The sequence below is a fragment of the Lachnoclostridium sp. An118 genome (genome assembly GCF_002160985.1).
Taxonomy (GTDB): domain Bacteria; phylum Bacillota; class Clostridia; order Lachnospirales; family Lachnospiraceae; genus Claveliimonas; species Claveliimonas stercoravium.
Window position 1 is genome coordinate 1 of record NZ_NFLQ01000005.1, and the last position, 17,075, is coordinate 17,075.

Sequence of the window (17,075 nt, forward strand, 5' to 3'; positions counted from 1 at the left end):
GGGGCTTATAAAAGTGCCTCTACTCTCGGTGCTGCCATTCTAAATCTCTCAAAAAATGGGCAGATTGGTACTTTGGGTAGACATAGCTATTTTTTTATTGCAGTTTGCGGAAACTCAAGAAGATGCCCTCCGGGACATGGGGAAGGCAAAAAGATCATGGCAGGAATCTTCGGATGCGCATGGTCCTTCCATCTGTCACTATCGTCACAGAGCCGCTCTGCGCTGTCTGGTACACAGAGCATCTCTCTCGGCGCAGCCGGTCCAGCGTCTCCTGGTGGGGATGCCCGTAGCGGTTGTCCCTGCCAGCCGAGATGAGAGCAGCGCTTGGAGACGCCTTTTGGAGAAACGATTCCGATGTGGAATTTCTTGAGCCGTGATGGGCCGTCTTCAGCACATCGTAAGTCTTCTTAAGCCTCTGCTCCAGCGCCTCCTCCCCCTCTCCCTCCACGTCCCCTGTAAGGAGCATGTCAAAGTCCCCGCAGGATATATCCAGCACGAGGGAGGCCCCGTTTCCCGGCTCCATCTCATCCTCCTCCCCGGGCTGGAGGCAGGTCACTGTAAGGCTGCCGCAGGACAGAGTTCCTCCCCTGTCCATGACCGCGACAGGAACACCCCTGCTTTTTGCCTTCCCCGCCAGAGCCTTCAGCTCCTCATCCCAAACGCCGGGGACAGGCAGCACAAGACAACTCACCTTCACACCTGTCTCCTGCCTGTCGAGCAGCTCCTCCACTGCGTTCATGTGGTCGCTGTCCCCGTGGGTCACAAACACATAGTCCAGCACCCCCACGCCCTCCGCCTTCAAAAACGGCTCGACCCTGTATCTGCCGGCCTGGTCCGTATCGCTGCTGCCCCCGTCCACGAGGATAGCTGTCCCGTCGTCCGCACGGATGAAGCTGCTGTCTCCCTGTCCCACATCCAGCATGGTGATCTCCACCTGTCCAAGGCTTCCCAGGCCGGAGGCAGGTCCGGCAAAAAGAAGGACAGCCGCCCCGGCAAAGACAGGCACAAGGGCCCTGCGCCTCTCCGCCGGGCTTTCTCTGCCTCCGGCCCTTTTCTTTTTCTTCGCCAGCACCCAGAGGACTATGGTGATACCCAAAGTCAGGTAATAGAACCAGACCGCCCCCATATCCGGCTGTCCTGTCACGAGACGGCTCCCCGGAAGGGAGAGGGCTGCCAGGCAGCTGACTTCGTAGATGTCCAGTATCCTGCTCCCCATCCAGACAAGTGCCTGCCCGGCCGGCTCCACCGCCATATACATAAGGCTGCCTGTCATCCCCAGGAAGAGGAGGGCTGACATGAGGGGGATGACGAGCAGATTCAAAAAGACCGAGCAGAGTGGAAACTCAAAATAGTGGTACAGAGTGACGGGCAGGAGGATCATCTGCACGCCCAGACTGGACTGCAGCGCCTGCACAAGTCCCTTCTTCGCTCTTACCGGAAGGCTCTTCTCCTTCTCCGGGCGCCGGTCTTTCCCTCTACCGGCCTGCCGCTCCTTCCCGGATGGCCGCATCAGCTCTCCAAGGATCCACATCCCCAGGATAGCTCCGAAGGACATCTGAAATCCCCCGTCGTAAAAGGCAAGCGGCTGCCACAGGATGACCACAGCTGCCGCCGCGGCCAGAGCGGTGATCATGTCGTAAGCCCTGCCTGCCATGTCCGCCCCCACCCGCAGGAGGAACATGACAAGAGAGCGGAGAACCGCAACGCCTGTGCCGATCATGAGGATATACAGGAGCAGGAAGCCGATGCCCAGAAGGCCGCCTGCCAGATAGGAGCCTGTGCGCCGCCTCAGGAGCTGGTAGGAGCCGATGCCGATAAAAGACAGGTGAAGCCCCGATATGGAAAGGATGTGGGCAATGCCATTGACCTGGTAGAGCTCCTTTGTCTCCGGGTCCATGCCCTGCCGGTCTCCCAAGATCATGGCCGCCAGGATTCCCCCGTCCTTCTCTCCCGCCGCCTCAAGGAGAGCCTTCCTCCACTCTCCCCGGAACCTCTCAAGGGTGTCCCGCAGGTGCCAGAAGGAGTCGTCCTTCACCTCCACGCTCTGTGCCCACAGGCCCACGTGGATATTCTGCCTCTGATAATAGAACTGCTGGTCAAAATTACCGGGATTTCGCGCCTCGTCAAAGAAAAAGAGCTGTCCACTGGCGCGCAGGATATTGCCTGTCCGAAGATCCGTCTTCTCGGGATCGTATAAGATAATGCCGGCCTCCTCTACAGTCCGGCCGGACTTTGTGATAGAATTGTCTCTCAGATAAAACACATGGTATTCTGCCCTCTCCTCCTGTTTCCACACCTGACCCTCTACAAGGACCGTATCGTCCTCCCTAAAGGCCGCCTGGACAGGGGGCTTCCGGAGCTCCTCCAGGAAGCGGTCTCCGCCCAGGTGCACGGCCAGAAAGGCGGCCAGCAGAAAGAGCGAGCAAAAAATAAACAATCGCCTTTCTTTCAATGTGATTCCGTTTCCTCCACCAGATCCGGATTTCTCTCAAAGGGCCGGCTCAGATCCACCGTGTTCCGAAAGCTGATGTCTGACTCTCCGTTCACAGATATCTGCACGGCCCGGACCTCCCCGTCCCCGTTATCCACAAGGGAGTTCACCAGGGAGTAGACGACCAGCTCCGGGGAGACCTGGTAGTCCTGGGCGAGAAATCCCTCATCAAAATTTACATAGCAGATGCCATCCTTTACAGAAACACCCAGGAGCATCGCGTCCGCCGGCAGCGTGTCCTGGCTCTCCTGTGTCCGGGGCCCCTTTAGGAGCTGCTCCAGGATCAGCTTCTGCAGGGATGTATTACTGTTGTATCTCACGTTTACCGTTTCCACTGCCAGGCCGTTTCCGTCAGCAGCCGCAAAATAAAGGGTCAGTTCTGTCTTCTGATAAGAATTCAGAGCTGAGCCGATATTCTGCACAAAATCATCTGCTCCCATGTAGCCTGTCTCTGTCCCGTCCGCCTCCCTGAGAGGCTGGTCACCTATAAAAAAGCGCACCCGGCTGACTCCCTCTATCTGAGTGAGGGACTGGACCACCGCGGCACGCAGCAGCACCTCGCTCTTTTTGGGGAGACTGCTGTAGGAGTCGCCAAAGGTCAGGTCCAGCTTCCCGTTCTGCAGGGACTTCACCTCCACAGACACCTCCGCGGGGATCGCGCTCACATACCCGTCCGGGTTTTCCGGGGTTCTCATCTCATCCAGCGCCTCCTGCACCGTATCCCCGGCCTCTTCTCCGGATGGCTGCCAGGCCACCGGCACAAGGGACGATCCTCCCTGTTCCACATAGAGCAGATACTCCTCCCCCGGTTCCGGGATGCTCCTGTCCCTCCCACATCCGGAGAGATTCCCCAGGGTCAGGAGAAAGGCTGCCGACAGAGCCGCCCCCCTCTTCATGGAACTATACAGATTTTTCATCTTCAGGGACCTCCTTCCTGTCTTCCCTGGCAGAGTACTTCCCACACAGAGGGCTCTGCCGGGATGTTCAGACGATATAGCTCAGGGGGATCCGCACCGTAAATGTGGTCCCCTCTCCCACCTGGCTGTACACCTTGACCGCGCCTCTGTGAAGGACCACGGCATTTCTGGCAATGGCAAGTCCGAGCCCGGTGCCGCCGATCTCTCTGGAGTGGGATTTATCCACCCGGTAAAACCTCTCGAAGATATGCTCCTGGGCCTCCTGGGGGATGCCGATACCCGAGTCCGCCACCTCGATATAGAAAAATTTGTGGTCTGCGTTCAGGGACACATGGACCCAGCCCCCTTCTGTATTGTACTTTACCGCATTCTCCACAAGGTTTGTAATAGCAAGCGAAAGCTTTACTTCGTCAACTTCTGCGTTTACCGGGCGGAAGCTCTCAAAGACCATTTCTATGTTGGCCGCAGCCGCGATGGGACGCAGCCTCTTCAGTATCTTCTCCACCAGCTCATTGATATTGGTCTGCTTCACATCCAGGGTGGAGGCGGTCTTATCCATCTTCACAAGGGACAAAAGGTCATTGATGATCTTGTCCTCCCGCTCGATCTCCTCCGACAGGTCCGCCATAAATTCCCTGTACAGCTCCACAGGCGCGTCCTCCTGCACCAGCAATGAATCCGCCAGCACCTTCATGGATGTGATGGGCGTCTTCAGCTCGTGGGACACATTGGCCACAAACTCCTGCCTGGAGTCGTCCAGCGTCTTCAGACGGCCCAGCATCTTGTTGAAGGCCTCGGACAGGAGGCTTGTCTCGGTGTAGGCGTTTTCGTGGAGATAGTTGCTGTCATAGCCCTCGCTGACCGCCTCGATGGAGGAGGTGATCCTGGCAAAGGGCCGGACCATGACAGAGCCCAGTACGACGGCGAGGGCAGCCACCAGAAGGGCCGTCACTCCCACCGCAACCCAGGCTGTGCTGTCCAGAACATCCAGGCTGTCCAGGACAGAGTCCGCCGACACACTGGCCAGCAGGACGCCTGTCACCTGACTGCTTCCGGGCGCAAACACAGGGGAGGTCACCTCAATATACTGGTTGTCCGGGTCATAGATCTTTGTCCCTTCTCCCTCAAAGCACTGGATCACATCCTCAGACACGATGATCTTCCCCGTGTCCAGGTCGTATGTATCCTCTGTGATCTGATACTGGCTGTTGATGAGCATGATGCGGCCGTTATAAATATCAGACAGCTGCTCCAGCTCACTCTCCAGCACCTCCGAAAGGCCCGCGTCAGGATATCCCCCGGCGCCTATCTGGTTGCACAGGATCGTGCACTGGTTCTGCAGCTGGGCGGTCCGCACGTCAACCGCCCTGCTTTCATAGCTTTCCAGGATAACAGCTTTCAAGACGATGCAGGGAATGATCCCCACCGCTATAAAAAGAAAGATAATTCGGAACTTCAGACTTTTTAAAAAATGATTTCTGAAATACAATCTAACCCCTGAAATAGTAACCAACTCCCCACTTCGTGTACACATATTTCGGATCGCTGGGCTGCGTCTCGATCTTCTCCCTGAGTCTTCGGATATGTACATCCACCGTGCGCACGTCACCCGGATACTCGTAGCCCCACACGAGGTTCAGCAGGTTTTCCCGGCTGTACACCTTATTCGGGTGGGTGGCCAGAAGCTCAAGAAGGTCAAACTCCTTTGCAGTCAGGTTGATCTCCCGGTCCCCTATCACTACTCTGCGGCTCTCGCAGTCTATCCGCATATCCCCCTTGGCCACAATGCTCCCGTCTTCCCTCTGGTCCTTCCTTTTGCCGGTGCGGCGTATGATGGCCTTTATCCTAGCCTTCACCTCCAGGATATTGAAGGGCTTTGTGATGTAGTCGTCGGCGCCGTACTCCAGCCCCAGTATCTTGTCCATATCCTCCCCCTTGGCAGTCAGCATGATGATGGGGACATCCGAGTACTCCCGGATCTGTCTGCACACCTCAAAGCCGTCCTTCTTGGGCAGCATGACATCCAGAAGGATGATATCGTATGTATTTTCAGCGGCCAGCTTCAGAGCCTCCTCCCCATCGTAGGCGCAGTCCACTTCCATGTCATCCTGCTCCAGGCTGAACCGTATGCCCTTCACGATCAGCTTTTCATCATCCACAACCAATACTTTCCAACCCATAATGTCTCCCTTAGCTTTTCATTGTTCTGTCGTCACACAGTAATTTCATCTTTCAGCTTCTCGTAGATGCCTTCCTTGATGCCGTCCACGTTCATGATGTCCTCCGGCGCCCGGAAACCTCCCTCTTCCTCCCGGTAGGTGATAATGGCCTCCGCCCGGGTCTGTCCGATGCCGGTGAGAGTCATCAGTTCCTCCAGGCCGGCGGTGTTCAGATTCACTTTTCCTGCTCCCTGCTCCGGGGAAGGGGACGCCGTCTCTCCGGGGACAGCGGCCGCCTCCTCCCTGGAGGGGACATAGACCTTCTGCCCGTCCTCCGCCAGCTGGGCCAGGTTCAGGCTCTCCGGGACAGCCCCATCAAGAGTGCCGCCTGCGGACTCTATGGCCTGATACACACGGGCACCTGCGGGCAGCTCATAGACTCCCGGAGATGCCACCTGCCCACACACATACACACAGATGACATCCTCCTCTTTTTCGGGCTCTTCATCTGCCCCGTCTGAAACATCCTCCTCATCTGTCTCTTCCAGAGAGATCTCCTCTATGCCGGAGCTCTCTTTCTCTCTCTTACATCCACTCAAACAGGCGGTCAGGATCACAAGGACCCAGAGGACCGCTGTCAGTCTTCTACGCATGATTTTCTCCTTTACAGCCGTGTTCCAGCTGCGGACACCCCTCTTATGCCTAGATAAGATCATTGTACTATTTCCACTGGAAAATTGCAACTCCGATCAGGGCCAGCGCCATGCCTCCCACCTTCCGCCACTCCAGGGGTTCTTTCTCCACACCGAAAAGCCCTGCCAGCTCAATGAGATAGGCCACGATAAGCTGGGCTATGACAATGAGGAGCGCCGCCTTGGCGGGACCCAGCTGCTCCATGCTGCGGATGACTGTCCAGGTGATCCCCGCTCCGATGACGCCGCCAAGAAGCATATACTTAGGCTCCACCCGGGCAATGGCGCCAAAGCTGTCTCTGCCCGCAAAAAACCAGACTCCCAGGCAGACAGCGAGGGCCGAGAACTGCACCCAGGCATTGCTCACATACTCTCCTGTTGTCTTGGTCACCTGGGTGTTGAATACGCCCTGTATGCTCATAAGTGCGCCTGATAATAGCGCGATAAAAAAACCGGCCATAGAAAATCACTTCCTTCCTGTTGATCAGAAGTTAGTATTTCCCACAGCCGGCCTGTATATTCCGCCAGACTTTTTAAAGTACTTTTTCCAGCTTTTCGATCATCTCATCCACATGCTCTTCTGTGATGATAAGAGGCGGCACCATGCGGAGTACATTTCCACCCGCCGTGATGACTAAAAGTCCCTCTTTCTGGGCCTTCACAACGACCTCTCCCACCGGCACATTCAGCACAAGTCCCTGCATCAGGCCTTTTCCTCTGCGCATCTCCACAGACTCTTTGCGCTCTGCCAGGGCATCCAGCTGTGCCTCCAGGTAGGCGCCCACCTTCTTCACGTGGTCACAGATCTTTTCCTTCTCGAAAATGTCCAGCACTGCGCTGACCGCCGCGCACACGAAGGGATTCCCCCCGTAGGTGGTGCCGTGGTCTCCCGGAGCCAGGGATTTTTCAGCCACTTTCTCAGTCATGGCAAAAGCCCCTACCGGGACACCGCCGCCGATGGCTTTGGCCATGGCCATGATGTCCGGCTTTACGCCGTAATCCTGCCAGGCAAACATGGTGCCGGTGCGTCCCATACCGCACTGGATCTCGTCCAGGATGAGGAGCACGTGATTCTCATCACAGAGCTTTCTCACCCCCTGCAGGAATGCCGGGTCAATAGGATAGATGCCTCCCTCTCCCTGGAGAGTCTCCATGATCACCGCGCAGGTATGCTCGTTCATCTGCTCCTTCACGCTGTCCAGATCATTGTAACGGGCAAATTTCACGCCCCCTATCAACGGTTCAAAAGGCGTCCGGTAGGCCTCGTTTCCTGTCACAGCCACTGCGCCCATCGTGCGCCCGTGGAAGGAGTGTTCCATGGCGATAAACTCATAGCGGCCAAAGCCCTCTGTGAAGGCGTACTTTCTGGCCGCCTTCAGGGCACCCTCAATGGCCTCTGTTCCACTGTTTGTAAAGAAGACACGGTCCATCTGAGCCGCCCTGGTCAGCTTCTCGGCCGCCTCCGCCGCCGGCTTGCTGTAGTACAGGTTGGAGGTGTGGAGCAGGGTGTCCACCTGGTTTTTCAGCGCCTCCGTGTACTCTTTATGTCCGTATCCAAGGCCGCACACAGCTATGCCTGCGGCAAAATCCAGGTATTTTTTCCCTTCTGTGTCATACAGGTATACACCCTCGCCTCTCTCCAGAACGATGGGATATCTGTTGTAGGTGTGCAGAAGCGACTGTTCCGCCTCATCGATCCATTTATTTGTCATCGTAAAATCTGCTCCCTTCATCATCTAAGATGGCGGTTCCGATACCTCTGTTGGTGAAGATCTCCAGCAGGAGGCAGTGGGGGATCCTGCCGTCCAGGATATGCACTCTGGAAACGCCGTTTTCAATTGCATCGATACAGTTGTTCAGCTTCGGGAGCATACCGCCTCCGATATAGCCCTCCTCCATCAGCTGTCTGGCCTCGGACACTTTCAGCTCTGAGATCAGCGTCTCCGGATCCCTGGGGTCCTTGTACACGCCCTCTATATCTGTCAAAAATGCCAGCTTCTCCGCGTGCATGGCCCTGGCGATGGCGCAGGCCGCGTCGTCCGCGTTGATGTTGTAGGTGTTGTTCTTGTCGTCCAGCCCTACAGGGCACACAATAGGAAGGAAATCCTTCTCCAGAAGGTCCCAGAGGATATCCGCATTCACTTCCTTCACATCTCCCACAAAGCCGATGTCCTGCCCGTCAGAGAGCTTCTTTGTCACCCGCAGGAGGCCTCCGTCCTTGCCGCTGATGCCGATGGCCCGGACACCCAGTCCCTCCACGAACTGGACCAGCTCCTTATTGACCTTTCCAAGGACCATCTCCGCCAGCTCCATGGTGGCCTCGTCGGTCACCCGCAGACCGTTCACAAAGCGGGGCTCCATGCCCACCTTGCCCACCCAGCGGCTGATCTCCTTTCCGCCGCCGTGGACGATGATGGGCTTAAATCCCACCAGCTTCAGCAGGGTCACATCCTGGATCACTCTCTCTTTGAGGGTCTCGTCCACCATGGCGCTGCCGCCGTACTTCACAACAATAACTTTACGGTTAAACCGCTGGATATAGGGGAGGGCCTCGATGAGCACCTCTGCCTTATCCAGATATTTCTGCATATTGTTATCCATTTTTCTTAACTCCTGTAATCTGCATTGATCTCAATGTACCCGTGAGTCAGGTCACAGCCCCAGGCGGAGGCGCTCTCCTGTCCCATCTTCACGTCCGCGATGGCTGTCACTTCCGGCTCGGAGAGGATTTTTGTGGCCTCCTCCTCGCTGTAGTCCACGGCAGTGCCGTTCTCTATGATCTGGATCTTTCCTGCCTGGCTCTCAAAGAACAGATCCACCTTCTCCGGATCAAACTGGGCGCCGGAGTATCCCATAGCGCAGAGGATCCTTCCCCAGTTTGCATCATGGCCCGCGATGGCTGTCTTGGTCAGGTTGGAGCAGACGATAGCCTTTGCCAGCACCTTGGCCTGCTCTTTGCTCTCGGCTCCGATGACCTTGGCCTCAAAGAGAGCGGTGGCTCCCTCCCCGTCCCCGGCGATCTTCTTTGCCAGGTACTCGTTGATCACGTGGAGAGCTGCCTTAAACTCCTCATATTCCGGCGTGCCGCAGGTGATCTCCTCGTTTTCTGCCATTCCGTTGGCCAAAAGAAGGACCGTGTCATTGGTGGAAGTGTCCCCGTCCACGGAGATCATATTGTATGTATCCGGCACATCCTCGCTCAGGGCACTCTGGAGCGCTTCCTTTGTGATGACAGCGTCTGTGGTGATGAAAGAGAGCATGGTGCACATGTTGGGGTGGATCATGCCGGAGCCCTTTGCCATGCCACCGATGGTGACGGTCGTGTCTTTTACCTGGATGGTGACGGCGATCTCCTTCTCCTTTGTATCTGTAGTCATAATGGCCTTTGCCGCCTCTGTCCCTGCTTCAAGGGTGGAAGCTTTCTTCGGGGCCAGGGCCTCGATGCCGGCTTTCAGCTTCTCGATGGGCATCTGTTTTCCAATGACGCCCGTAGAGCCGATGAGCACGCCTTCCGGGTCAATGCCAAGGACCTTCCCGGCCTTGTCCGCTGTGTCTTTGCAGTATCCAAAGCCTTCTGCGCCTGTGCAGGCGTTGGCAATTCCTGAGTTTACAATGACAGCCTGTGATTTCTTTCCACTCTTTACCACCTGCTGGTCCCACTTTACGGGAGCTGCCTTTACTACATTTGTGGTAAAGGTTCCTGCTGTCACGCAGGGCACCTGGCTGTAGATCAGGGCCATATCTGTGCGGTCCTTGTACTTCAGTCCGGCCGCCGCATGGGCTGCCTCAAATCCTTTTGCCGCGGTCACGCCGCCTTCTATTCTCTCCATGTTATCCACCTTCCCCTGAAAATATTTTTATTGCTTTACTGTTCATTGAACGCCGTAATATTGGCATCGTTCAGCACGAAATCATAGTAGTTGAGGTCTTCCCTCTCTGTCCACCCAATGGTATTCCAGAAGGCATTTCCGATATCGTTTTTTGTAAATGCAATGAGACAGACTTTGTTGATCTGCTCCGCCTTCAGTGCCTCCATGGCCTTCACCACCATGGCTTTCCCTATGCCGTGACGGCGGTAGGCCTCGTCCACACACACGTGATAGAGGCATCCCCGCCTGCCGTCGTGTCCGCACAGAATGCTGCCCACGATCTTTCCGTCCTTTTCCGCCACCACGCTGGTGGTGGGATTTCTCATAAGGAAGCGTTCTACCCCTTCTCTGGAGTCATCAATGCTCCGGATGCCAAATCCCTTGATCTGCTTCCAGAGATGGTACACCTCCTCGTAATCGTCAATGGTCATCTCACGGATTGTCATATCTATTCACCTCTACGGGAACATGGGCACAAGATCCAGCCCCTCATCCTCCGGCAGTCCGAAGGCAAGGTTCATGTTCTGCACCGCCTGTCCGGCCGCTCCTTTCACAAGATTGTCAATGGCTCCCATCATAATGATGCGGCCGGTCCTCTCATCGATCTTAAAGCCGATATCCACGTAATTGCTGCCCTCCACCCACTTAGTCTCGGGGTAGACGCCCTCATCGAGGAGGCGGATGAATTTCTCATCTTTATAATATTTCTCGTACACGGCCTTCACATCCGCATAGGTCACATTCTTTGTCAGCTTTGCGTACTCTGTGGCAAGGATCCCTCGGTTCATGGGCACGAGATGGGGCGTAAAATTCAGCACCACCTGGTGTCCGCAGGCATATCCCAGCTGCTCCTCTATCTCCGGGGTGTGCCTGTGGGAGGCCACGCCGTAAGCCTTCATATTTTCATTGACCTCGCAGAAGAGGTTCGGCACCTTGGCTCCTCTGCCGGCGCCGGATGTACCGGACTTGGCGTCAATGATCAGTGTGTCCATGTCAATGAGTCCTTCTTTTGCAAGAGGATAGGCTGTCAGGATGGAACAAGTGGTATAGCATCCCGGGTTGGCGATCAGCCGGGCATTCTTCACATCCTCCCTGTTGATCTCGCACAGGCCGTAAACGGCCTCTTTTATAAATTCCGGACTCTTGTGCTCTATGCCGTACCACTTCTCGTAGGTAGCCACGTCCTTGATGCGGAAATCCGCGCTCAGGTCGATGATCTTCGCCTTTCTTAAGATATCCTCATTTACAAGGGAAGCGCACAGGCCCTGTGGAGTTGCCGTGAATATCACGTCCGCCGCTGCGGCCAGCTCATCCATATTGTCATCCATGCAGACTGCATCCACGATCTGGAACATATTCTGGTACACACTTGCGTACTTCTTATCTATATAACTTCTGGAGCCGTACCACACGATCTCGGCATCCTTATGCCCCATCAGAATGCGGACCAGCTCTGCCCCCGCATACCCGGTGGAACCGATAATTCCTGCTTTTATCATCTCACGCATATCCTTTCTTATTAAAATAGAATAACACTTGTTAAAGTTTATACCACTTTTCATTCCGTGTAAAGTAGATTGCCGGAACTTTTTCCCGGCTGTGTCTCGGTACTGCATGATTATACATCCATAATGAATATTATGCAAGTTTTTTCTCTCAATATTTCTCTCTCTCCTCCTGTCCCCCTCTGTATATCCGCTCTTTTTCCTTCCCGTCCTCTCTCGCTTATCCCTCATTTTTATGCGGTTTTTCCCGGTGCCGTCGGATTTTCCGCAAAAGCTTTGTATAATATACACTAAAATTTGTTTTTTTTGCATTACACTTGCATAATTATAAAATATGGTGTATAGTTAACCTTGCGATTTAGATTGTTTTAAGCGCGGCTCACAGCGGCGCAGAAAAAGGAAAATACATTTCAGGAGGAAGATACGATGAAAGAAAAAGTGGTACTTGCCTATTCAGGCGGACTTGACACAACAGCCGTCATCCCGTGGCTGAAGGAGACATTCGGATACGATGTTATCTGCTGCTGCGTGAACTGCGGACAGGGCGAAGAGCTGGACGGCCTGGAGGAGAGAGCAAAGATGTCCGGCGCTTCCAAATTATATATAGAAGATATCGTGGATGATTTCTGCGACAATTATATTGTTCCCTGCGTGCAGGCTCACGCAGTATACGAGAACAAATATCTGATCGGTACAGCTATGGCCCGCCCGGCCATCACAAAGCGTCTCGTTGAGATCGCAAGGAAGGAGGGCGCTGTCGCCATCTGTCACGGTGCTACAGGAAAAGGAAATGACCAGATCCGCTTCGAGCTGGCCATCAAGGCTCTGGCTCCGGACATCAAGATCATCGCGCCCTGGCGGATGACAGACCTGTGGACCATGCAGTCCAGGGAGGATGAGATTGAGTACTGCCGCCAGCACGGCATCGACCTTCCCTTTGACGCAAAGCACAGCTACAGCCGCGACCGCAACCTGTGGCACATCAGCCATGAGGGCCTGGAGCTGGAGGATCCGGCCAACGAGCCAAACTACGATGACCTTCTGGTCCTCACTGTACCTCCGGAGAAGGCACCGGACGAGCCGGAGTACGTGACCATGACATTTGAAAAGGGTGTTCCAAAGAGCATCAACGGCGTGGAGATGAAGGTCTCCGACATCATCCGCAAGCTGAACGAGCTGGGCGGCAAGCACGGTATCGGCATCATCGACATCGTGGAGAACCGTGTGGTTGGCATGAAGTCCCGCGGCGTCTACGAGACTCCCGGCGGTACTATCCTCTACGAGGCGCACCAGCAGCTTGAGGAGCTGGTCCTGGACCGCGCCACAACAGAAGTGAAGAAGGAAATGGGAGACAAGCTGTCCCAGGTCGTATACGAGGGCAAATGGTTCACTCCCCTCCGGGAGGCCATCCAGGCATTTGTGGAGACCACCCAGGAGTATGTGACCGGCGAAGTCAAATTCAAGCTCTACAAGGGCAACATCATCAAGGCCGGCACCACCTCCCCCTACTCCCTGTACAGCGAGTCACTGGCAAGCTTCACAACAGGCGACATGTATGACCACCATGACGCCGACGGCTTCATCACCCTGTTTGGACTGCCACTCAAGGTACGCGCATTGAAGATGCAGGAGATGAAAAAAGAGAACGAGAGCAAATAGTAAAAGGGGACGTAACACTTTTAAAAAGTGTTACGTCCCAAATCCATTTAACTGGTGTGTAATTGTGTCAATCCGAAATCAACTTATTTCACAAATTACAGTCATATCATATTTTATCTGTCAAAAAAAGCAAGAGCTTTTCCTCATAATAGCGGAGAGACTCTTGCTTTTACAATTCTCATAGCTGTAATGACCGACGCCTTCGCCAAGCGTATGTGACACAATTACACACCAGTTGGTTCAAATCCGGACGTAACACTTTTGAAAAATATTACGTCCCCACTTTCTTGTTTTTCAACCCGGACCGTTTCCAGAGCCAAAGGCCTGACAGCACAACAAACAGCGCCCCGCCAATCAGCTCAATTTCGTAAATGATGTTCTCACTTGTCGTTCCCATCACTGGCAGCGCAGAGCACACGATAGCCACTCCACAGATCACCAGCTCTGAGTATCCGAGAAAACAGCCCCACTTTTTATTTCTTGTCATCTGGTAAAGTTCCGGCTTATCTTCTTTCTCTCTCTTGATCTTAATGTACGCTGCAAACAAGAGCACGTACGGGAACAGGGAGGTCAGCGCTGTCATAGTGACAAGCACATTATAGATAGTCTCCACCGCTGAGAAAAGGTTGACTCCTGCCAGGAGCACCGTGATCAGGACGGCCTGGAACAGGATGGCTTTCTCCGGAATATCATACTGATTTTTCTTCATGAATTTTTCCGAGAAGATCCCAGGCTCCGAATAGCCAAACAGCATCTTCACCGGCTGTACAATGTACAGGACAAGAGCTCCCAGGACAGAAAGCGCGATCCCGAACGCCAGTACCTGCACAAGGATCTGCGGAACTCCCAGGAGTTCACTGGCCTTGGCCAGCGCGTCCAGCGTGCCTGTGTACGCAAAGATTTCCGATGTGGGCAAAAGCATGGTCATGCAGACAGCTCCCACAACATAGAGCACGCAGATCAGTCCCGCCGCTATCATGATGGCACGGGGATAGTCCTTCTGTGGATTTTTCATGTCAGACACAAAGTTGGCCGTGAATTCCGCACCTGTGTAGGCAAAAGTAATTCCCGAGATGGCAACAAGCGAATTCATGTTCATCTTGGGTGTCATCGTGGCCACCGTGTACTCGGAAGCGCTGGGAGCCACCTTCAGGACCACTATGGCCAGGATCGCCATGCCGATCAGAAATATGGTCGGTATCACAGACCCGAAGGCACCCACACTGGTAAAATATTTTCCAAGCTTCATGCCCCTCATGCTGACAAAGGACAAGCCCCATATTACCACCAGTGACATGATCAGCACAAAGGCTTTATTGTCCGCCAGCTCCGGCCTTCCGATCATATAGCTGAAGTTGATGGCAAGGAAGGTCAGAAATGAGGCATACCAGAATATCAGCGCTGTCCAGTGCATCCAGGATACAAGGAAGCCGTATTTTGTTCCAAAGGCAATCTTCACCCAGTCGTTCAGCCCTCCGTCCGTGGGATAAGCCGAGGCCAGCTCCGCACACATCAGCGCCTGCGGGATAAAGAAGACCAGCATGAAAATGACCCACATGGGGATTGCCCCCAACCCCAGGCCAAAGCTGTCTGAGGTTGATCTGGCAATCCATCTGATCCCGTAGAGTGCAGAGACATTCATCAACACAAGTTCCCGAAAACTGATTTTTTTATACTTGATGGTCCTCACCCCTTTCGGTCCTGTCTTCTGTTTTTAGAGACCGTTTCTCTTTACTTTATAGTCGTAGTCTCTGTGGAACACATGCTCTCCGTTGATGGAGGCGTCCATATGGCCGGTAATGTAGAAATTCTCCAGGTCGGCTGTCTGGGTCACCACGATATCGCAGTCCGTGAGCCATCCTTCCCTGCCGTTCTTCATCTTCTGATAAATCGTATACTTTGCTGACAGCGGATCCTTGTTGCTCATAGTCAGCTCTCTCTTCAGATTGTGTTCCACAACTGTGCCGATATCATCAAAGCGGTATACACCCTCGCCGAACACGCCTCCCACGCCGTCCGTGATAGAGGTCCATGTGTCCGTGATCAGATCATATGTGATCTGCCTGTCCACATGTCCAGGTGACAGTGTTGTCATAGGTGTGAGCGGCGCACATCTCGCCTCCATATCCGGTCCCTTGGCGTCCTTTCCCCTGAACAGAGGCAGGGCAAATTTAGCTGTGGACAGATCCAGCTTCAGCGTGGCAAGCTCCGGTGAAGGCCAGATCATAGGCCAGAAGGAATTGGCTATGGCAAGCCTGATCCTGTGTCCTGCAGGGAAATTGTGTCCGCACACATCCAGCTGTACCTTCGCCTTGTATTTCTTTCCCGGCTCCAGATAAACCACCTTCTCGTGGCCCTCCAGATGAGTCAGGTTCATCAGTCCGTAGGACACTCTCGTGGCCGCTCCGTCCGGATGGATGTCGCAGAGTTCTGCGTAGAGGAAGGCGTTTGGCTTGTCGCTGGTAAGCTCCACCTCAAATTCCGGATATCCAAGGATCTCAACCTCTTCTTTTAATATGTCAGAGTCAAATACCATGGCCATCCCATCGTCCACTCTCATATCCGCCGGGCTCTCTCCCGGAACGCCGGCTCCCATCCACTCGTTGGCCAGGAGTCCGTGGTTGGGAAGGGTACACAGATCCACCACTTCCTCCTTTGTGTTTTCTTCGTCCTGGAGATGTCCATAGGTCATGGACATTGTCTTCATCTCCACGTCTGAGGAAGGCCACTTGTCCAGCGCCACCCAGCGCCCGTCACTAACAGGATGTACAGTCTCCGGTTTCATGCTGTCCTCCAGCCACACCTGCACCATGGGGCAGTCCAGTGTATCATTGTCAATGCCTTTGAGCCATTTATCCCACCACTTTGTGGCCTCTCCCAGGAAATCAATGGCCGGCTGCGGCGCTCCGTCATGGGCAAACACATGAGCCCACGGTCCGATCAGGGCCTTTCGCGGAACACTCAGCCCCTCCATCAGGGTGAGCACGCTGTTTGTGTAGGAGTCAGCCCAGCCATCCAGCGCAAAGACCGGCACCTTGATATCATCGTAGTTCACGCTGACTGAACCGTGCTTCCAGTAGTCATCCCTCGTCTGATGCTCCAGCCAGTTAGCGGGCCACAGAGGCATCTCCTCCAGGCGCCGGATGGACTCCTCACGCCAAGTATCCGGCTTGATCTCCGAGTCAATGGCACGGCACATGTACGCCAGCATGATATTGCCCCACCAGAAGTTGTCGTTCAGCAGGCATCCGCCTTTGTAGTGGATGTCCTGGGTGTATCTGTCGTCCACAAAGCCCACGCAGATAATGGCCTTCAGCCCCTTCGGCTGTCTTGCCGCCACCTGCAGGGAGTTGAAGCCGCTCCAGGATTTTCCCATCATGCCCACATTGCCGTCGCACCAGGGCTGCTCTGCGATCCACTCGATACACTCCACCGCGTCGTCCTGCTCCTGCTTCAGATACTCATCGTAAAAGCACTGGTCAGACTCTCCGGCTCCCCGCATGTCCACGCGGACCACATTGTACCCCATACCGGCGAAAAATCCATACATGGGCTCATCACGCCCCCTCATGCCGTCTCTCTTGCGGTAGGGCTGGGTCTCAAACACTGTTGGCAGGGGCTTGTCCGTCTTCGGGTGCCAGATGCGGGCAGATAATCTGCATCCGTCTGACATGGTGATCCATTCGTTCTCGATCACATCCCACTCGTAGGGAAATTCCTCTCTCCCCATCACTCGTTTTGCTTTTGCTTCTACTTTCGCCATATCTACAAACCTCCTCTTTA

The 17,075-nt window shown here is 54.6% G+C and carries 14 protein-coding genes; 1 reads left to right on the top strand and 13 read right to left on the bottom strand.

Translation table 11 applies throughout. From position 1 onward, the window contains the following. Positions 1–154 precede the first annotated feature (154 nt). From B5E62_RS05695 to argC, 11 genes are all read right to left on the bottom strand, one after another. A complete protein-coding gene (locus B5E62_RS05695; RefSeq protein WP_162610263.1) occupies positions 155–2,437 on the bottom strand; it encodes a DNA internalization-related competence protein ComEC/Rec2 in 2,283 nt (760 codons plus the stop codon). Between the two features lie 11 nt (positions 2,438–2,448). Continuing rightward, entirely contained in the window at positions 2,449–3,408 is a 960-nt protein-coding gene (locus tag B5E62_RS05700; protein ID WP_087173675.1) for a GerMN domain-containing protein, read from the bottom strand. Positions 3,409–3,475: 67 nt separating this feature from the next. Further along, entirely contained in the window at positions 3,476–4,942 is a 1,467-nt protein-coding gene (locus tag B5E62_RS05705; protein WP_087173676.1) for a sensor histidine kinase, read from the bottom strand. Beyond that, positions 4,899–5,588 (bottom strand): response regulator transcription factor, encoded by a 690-nt coding sequence (locus tag B5E62_RS05710; protein WP_087173677.1) that lies wholly within the window; start codon positions 5,586–5,588, stop codon positions 4,899–4,901. The genes B5E62_RS05705 and B5E62_RS05710 overlap by 44 nt, the downstream gene beginning before the upstream one ends. A 32-nt stretch (positions 5,589–5,620) precedes the next feature. Beyond that, complete coding sequence (locus tag B5E62_RS05715) at positions 5,621–6,220, bottom strand: helix-hairpin-helix domain-containing protein (RefSeq protein WP_087173678.1); 600 nt, start codon at positions 6,218–6,220, stop codon at positions 5,621–5,623. Between the two features lie 67 nt (positions 6,221–6,287). Further along, entirely contained in the window at positions 6,288–6,719 is a 432-nt protein-coding gene (locus B5E62_RS05720; protein ID WP_087173679.1) for a DMT family transporter, read from the bottom strand. Positions 6,720–6,792: 73 nt separating this feature from the next. Next, complete coding sequence (locus B5E62_RS05725) at positions 6,793–7,971, bottom strand: aspartate aminotransferase family protein (RefSeq protein ID WP_087173680.1); 1,179 nt, start codon at positions 7,969–7,971, stop codon at positions 6,793–6,795. Then, positions 7,961–8,860 (bottom strand): acetylglutamate kinase, encoded by a 900-nt coding sequence (gene argB, locus B5E62_RS05730; protein ID WP_087173681.1) that lies wholly within the window; start codon positions 8,858–8,860, stop codon positions 7,961–7,963. Before argB ends, B5E62_RS05725 begins: the two co-directional genes overlap by 11 nt. Before the next feature lie 5 nt (positions 8,861–8,865). Beyond that, the gene (argJ, locus tag B5E62_RS05735; protein WP_087173682.1) at positions 8,866–10,089 is read right to left on the bottom strand and encodes a bifunctional glutamate N-acetyltransferase/amino-acid acetyltransferase ArgJ; all 1,224 of its coding nucleotides are present in this window, start codon (positions 10,087–10,089) and stop codon (positions 8,866–8,868) included. Positions 10,090–10,124: 35 nt separating this feature from the next. Continuing rightward, positions 10,125–10,574, bottom strand: a complete 450-nt coding sequence (locus B5E62_RS05740) for a GNAT family N-acetyltransferase (RefSeq protein WP_076776556.1) — start codon at positions 10,572–10,574, stop codon at positions 10,125–10,127. Positions 10,575–10,586: 12 nt separating this feature from the next. Continuing rightward, positions 10,587–11,627 carry an N-acetyl-gamma-glutamyl-phosphate reductase gene (gene argC / locus B5E62_RS05745; protein ID WP_087173848.1) on the bottom strand — a complete coding sequence of 347 codons (1,041 nt, stop codon included), beginning with the start codon at positions 11,625–11,627 and terminating at the stop codon, positions 10,587–10,589. A gap of 432 nt (positions 11,628–12,059) precedes the next feature. Here argC and B5E62_RS05750 point away from each other — a divergent pair, with 432 nt between their 5' ends. Next, a complete protein-coding gene (locus B5E62_RS05750; protein WP_087173683.1) occupies positions 12,060–13,292 on the top strand; it encodes an argininosuccinate synthase in 1,233 nt (410 codons plus the stop codon). 271 nt (positions 13,293–13,563) lie between these two features. Here B5E62_RS05750 and B5E62_RS05755 read toward each other — a convergent pair whose 3' ends face one another. After that, positions 13,564–14,982 carry an APC family permease gene (locus tag B5E62_RS05755; protein WP_330398020.1) on the bottom strand — a complete coding sequence of 473 codons (1,419 nt, stop codon included), beginning with the start codon at positions 14,980–14,982 and terminating at the stop codon, positions 13,564–13,566. A gap of 24 nt (positions 14,983–15,006) precedes the next feature. Next, on the bottom strand, positions 15,007–17,055 hold the full coding sequence (locus B5E62_RS05760; RefSeq protein ID WP_087173684.1) for a CocE/NonD family hydrolase: 2,049 nt from the start codon (positions 17,053–17,055) through the stop codon (positions 15,007–15,009). Positions 17,056–17,075 lie beyond the last annotated feature (20 nt).

Excerpts from the sequence above, each read along its gene's own strand:
- B5E62_RS05700 (WP_087173675.1), bottom strand. The coding sequence starts at position 3,408 with ATGAAAAATCTGTATAGTTCCATGAAGAGGGGGGCGGCTCTGTCGGCA.
- B5E62_RS05705 (WP_087173676.1), bottom strand. The coding sequence starts at position 4,942 with ATGTGTACACGAAGTGGGGAGTTGGTTACTATTTCAGGGGTTAGATTG.
- B5E62_RS05710 (WP_087173677.1), bottom strand. The coding sequence starts at position 5,588 with ATGGGTTGGAAAGTATTGGTTGTGGATGATGAAAAGCTGATCGTGAAG.
- B5E62_RS05715 (WP_087173678.1), bottom strand. The coding sequence starts at position 6,220 with ATGCGTAGAAGACTGACAGCGGTCCTCTGGGTCCTTGTGATCCTGACC.
- B5E62_RS05720 (WP_087173679.1), bottom strand. The coding sequence starts at position 6,719 with ATGGCCGGTTTTTTTATCGCGCTATTATCAGGCGCACTTATGAGCATA.
- B5E62_RS05725 (WP_087173680.1), bottom strand. The coding sequence starts at position 7,971 with ATGACAAATAAATGGATCGATGAGGCGGAACAGTCGCTTCTGCACACC.
- argB (WP_087173681.1), bottom strand. The coding sequence starts at position 8,860 with ATGGATAACAATATGCAGAAATATCTGGATAAGGCAGAGGTGCTCATC.
- argJ (WP_087173682.1), bottom strand. The coding sequence starts at position 10,089 with ATGGAGAGAATAGAAGGCGGCGTGACCGCGGCAAAAGGATTTGAGGCA.
- B5E62_RS05740 (WP_076776556.1), bottom strand. The coding sequence starts at position 10,574 with ATGACAATCCGTGAGATGACCATTGACGATTACGAGGAGGTGTACCAT.
- argC (WP_087173848.1), bottom strand. The coding sequence starts at position 11,627 with ATGATAAAAGCAGGAATTATCGGTTCCACCGGGTATGCGGGGGCAGAG.
- B5E62_RS05750 (WP_087173683.1), top strand. The coding sequence starts at position 12,060 with ATGAAAGAAAAAGTGGTACTTGCCTATTCAGGCGGACTTGACACAACA.
- B5E62_RS05760 (WP_087173684.1), bottom strand. The coding sequence starts at position 17,055 with ATGGCGAAAGTAGAAGCAAAAGCAAAACGAGTGATGGGGAGAGAGGAA.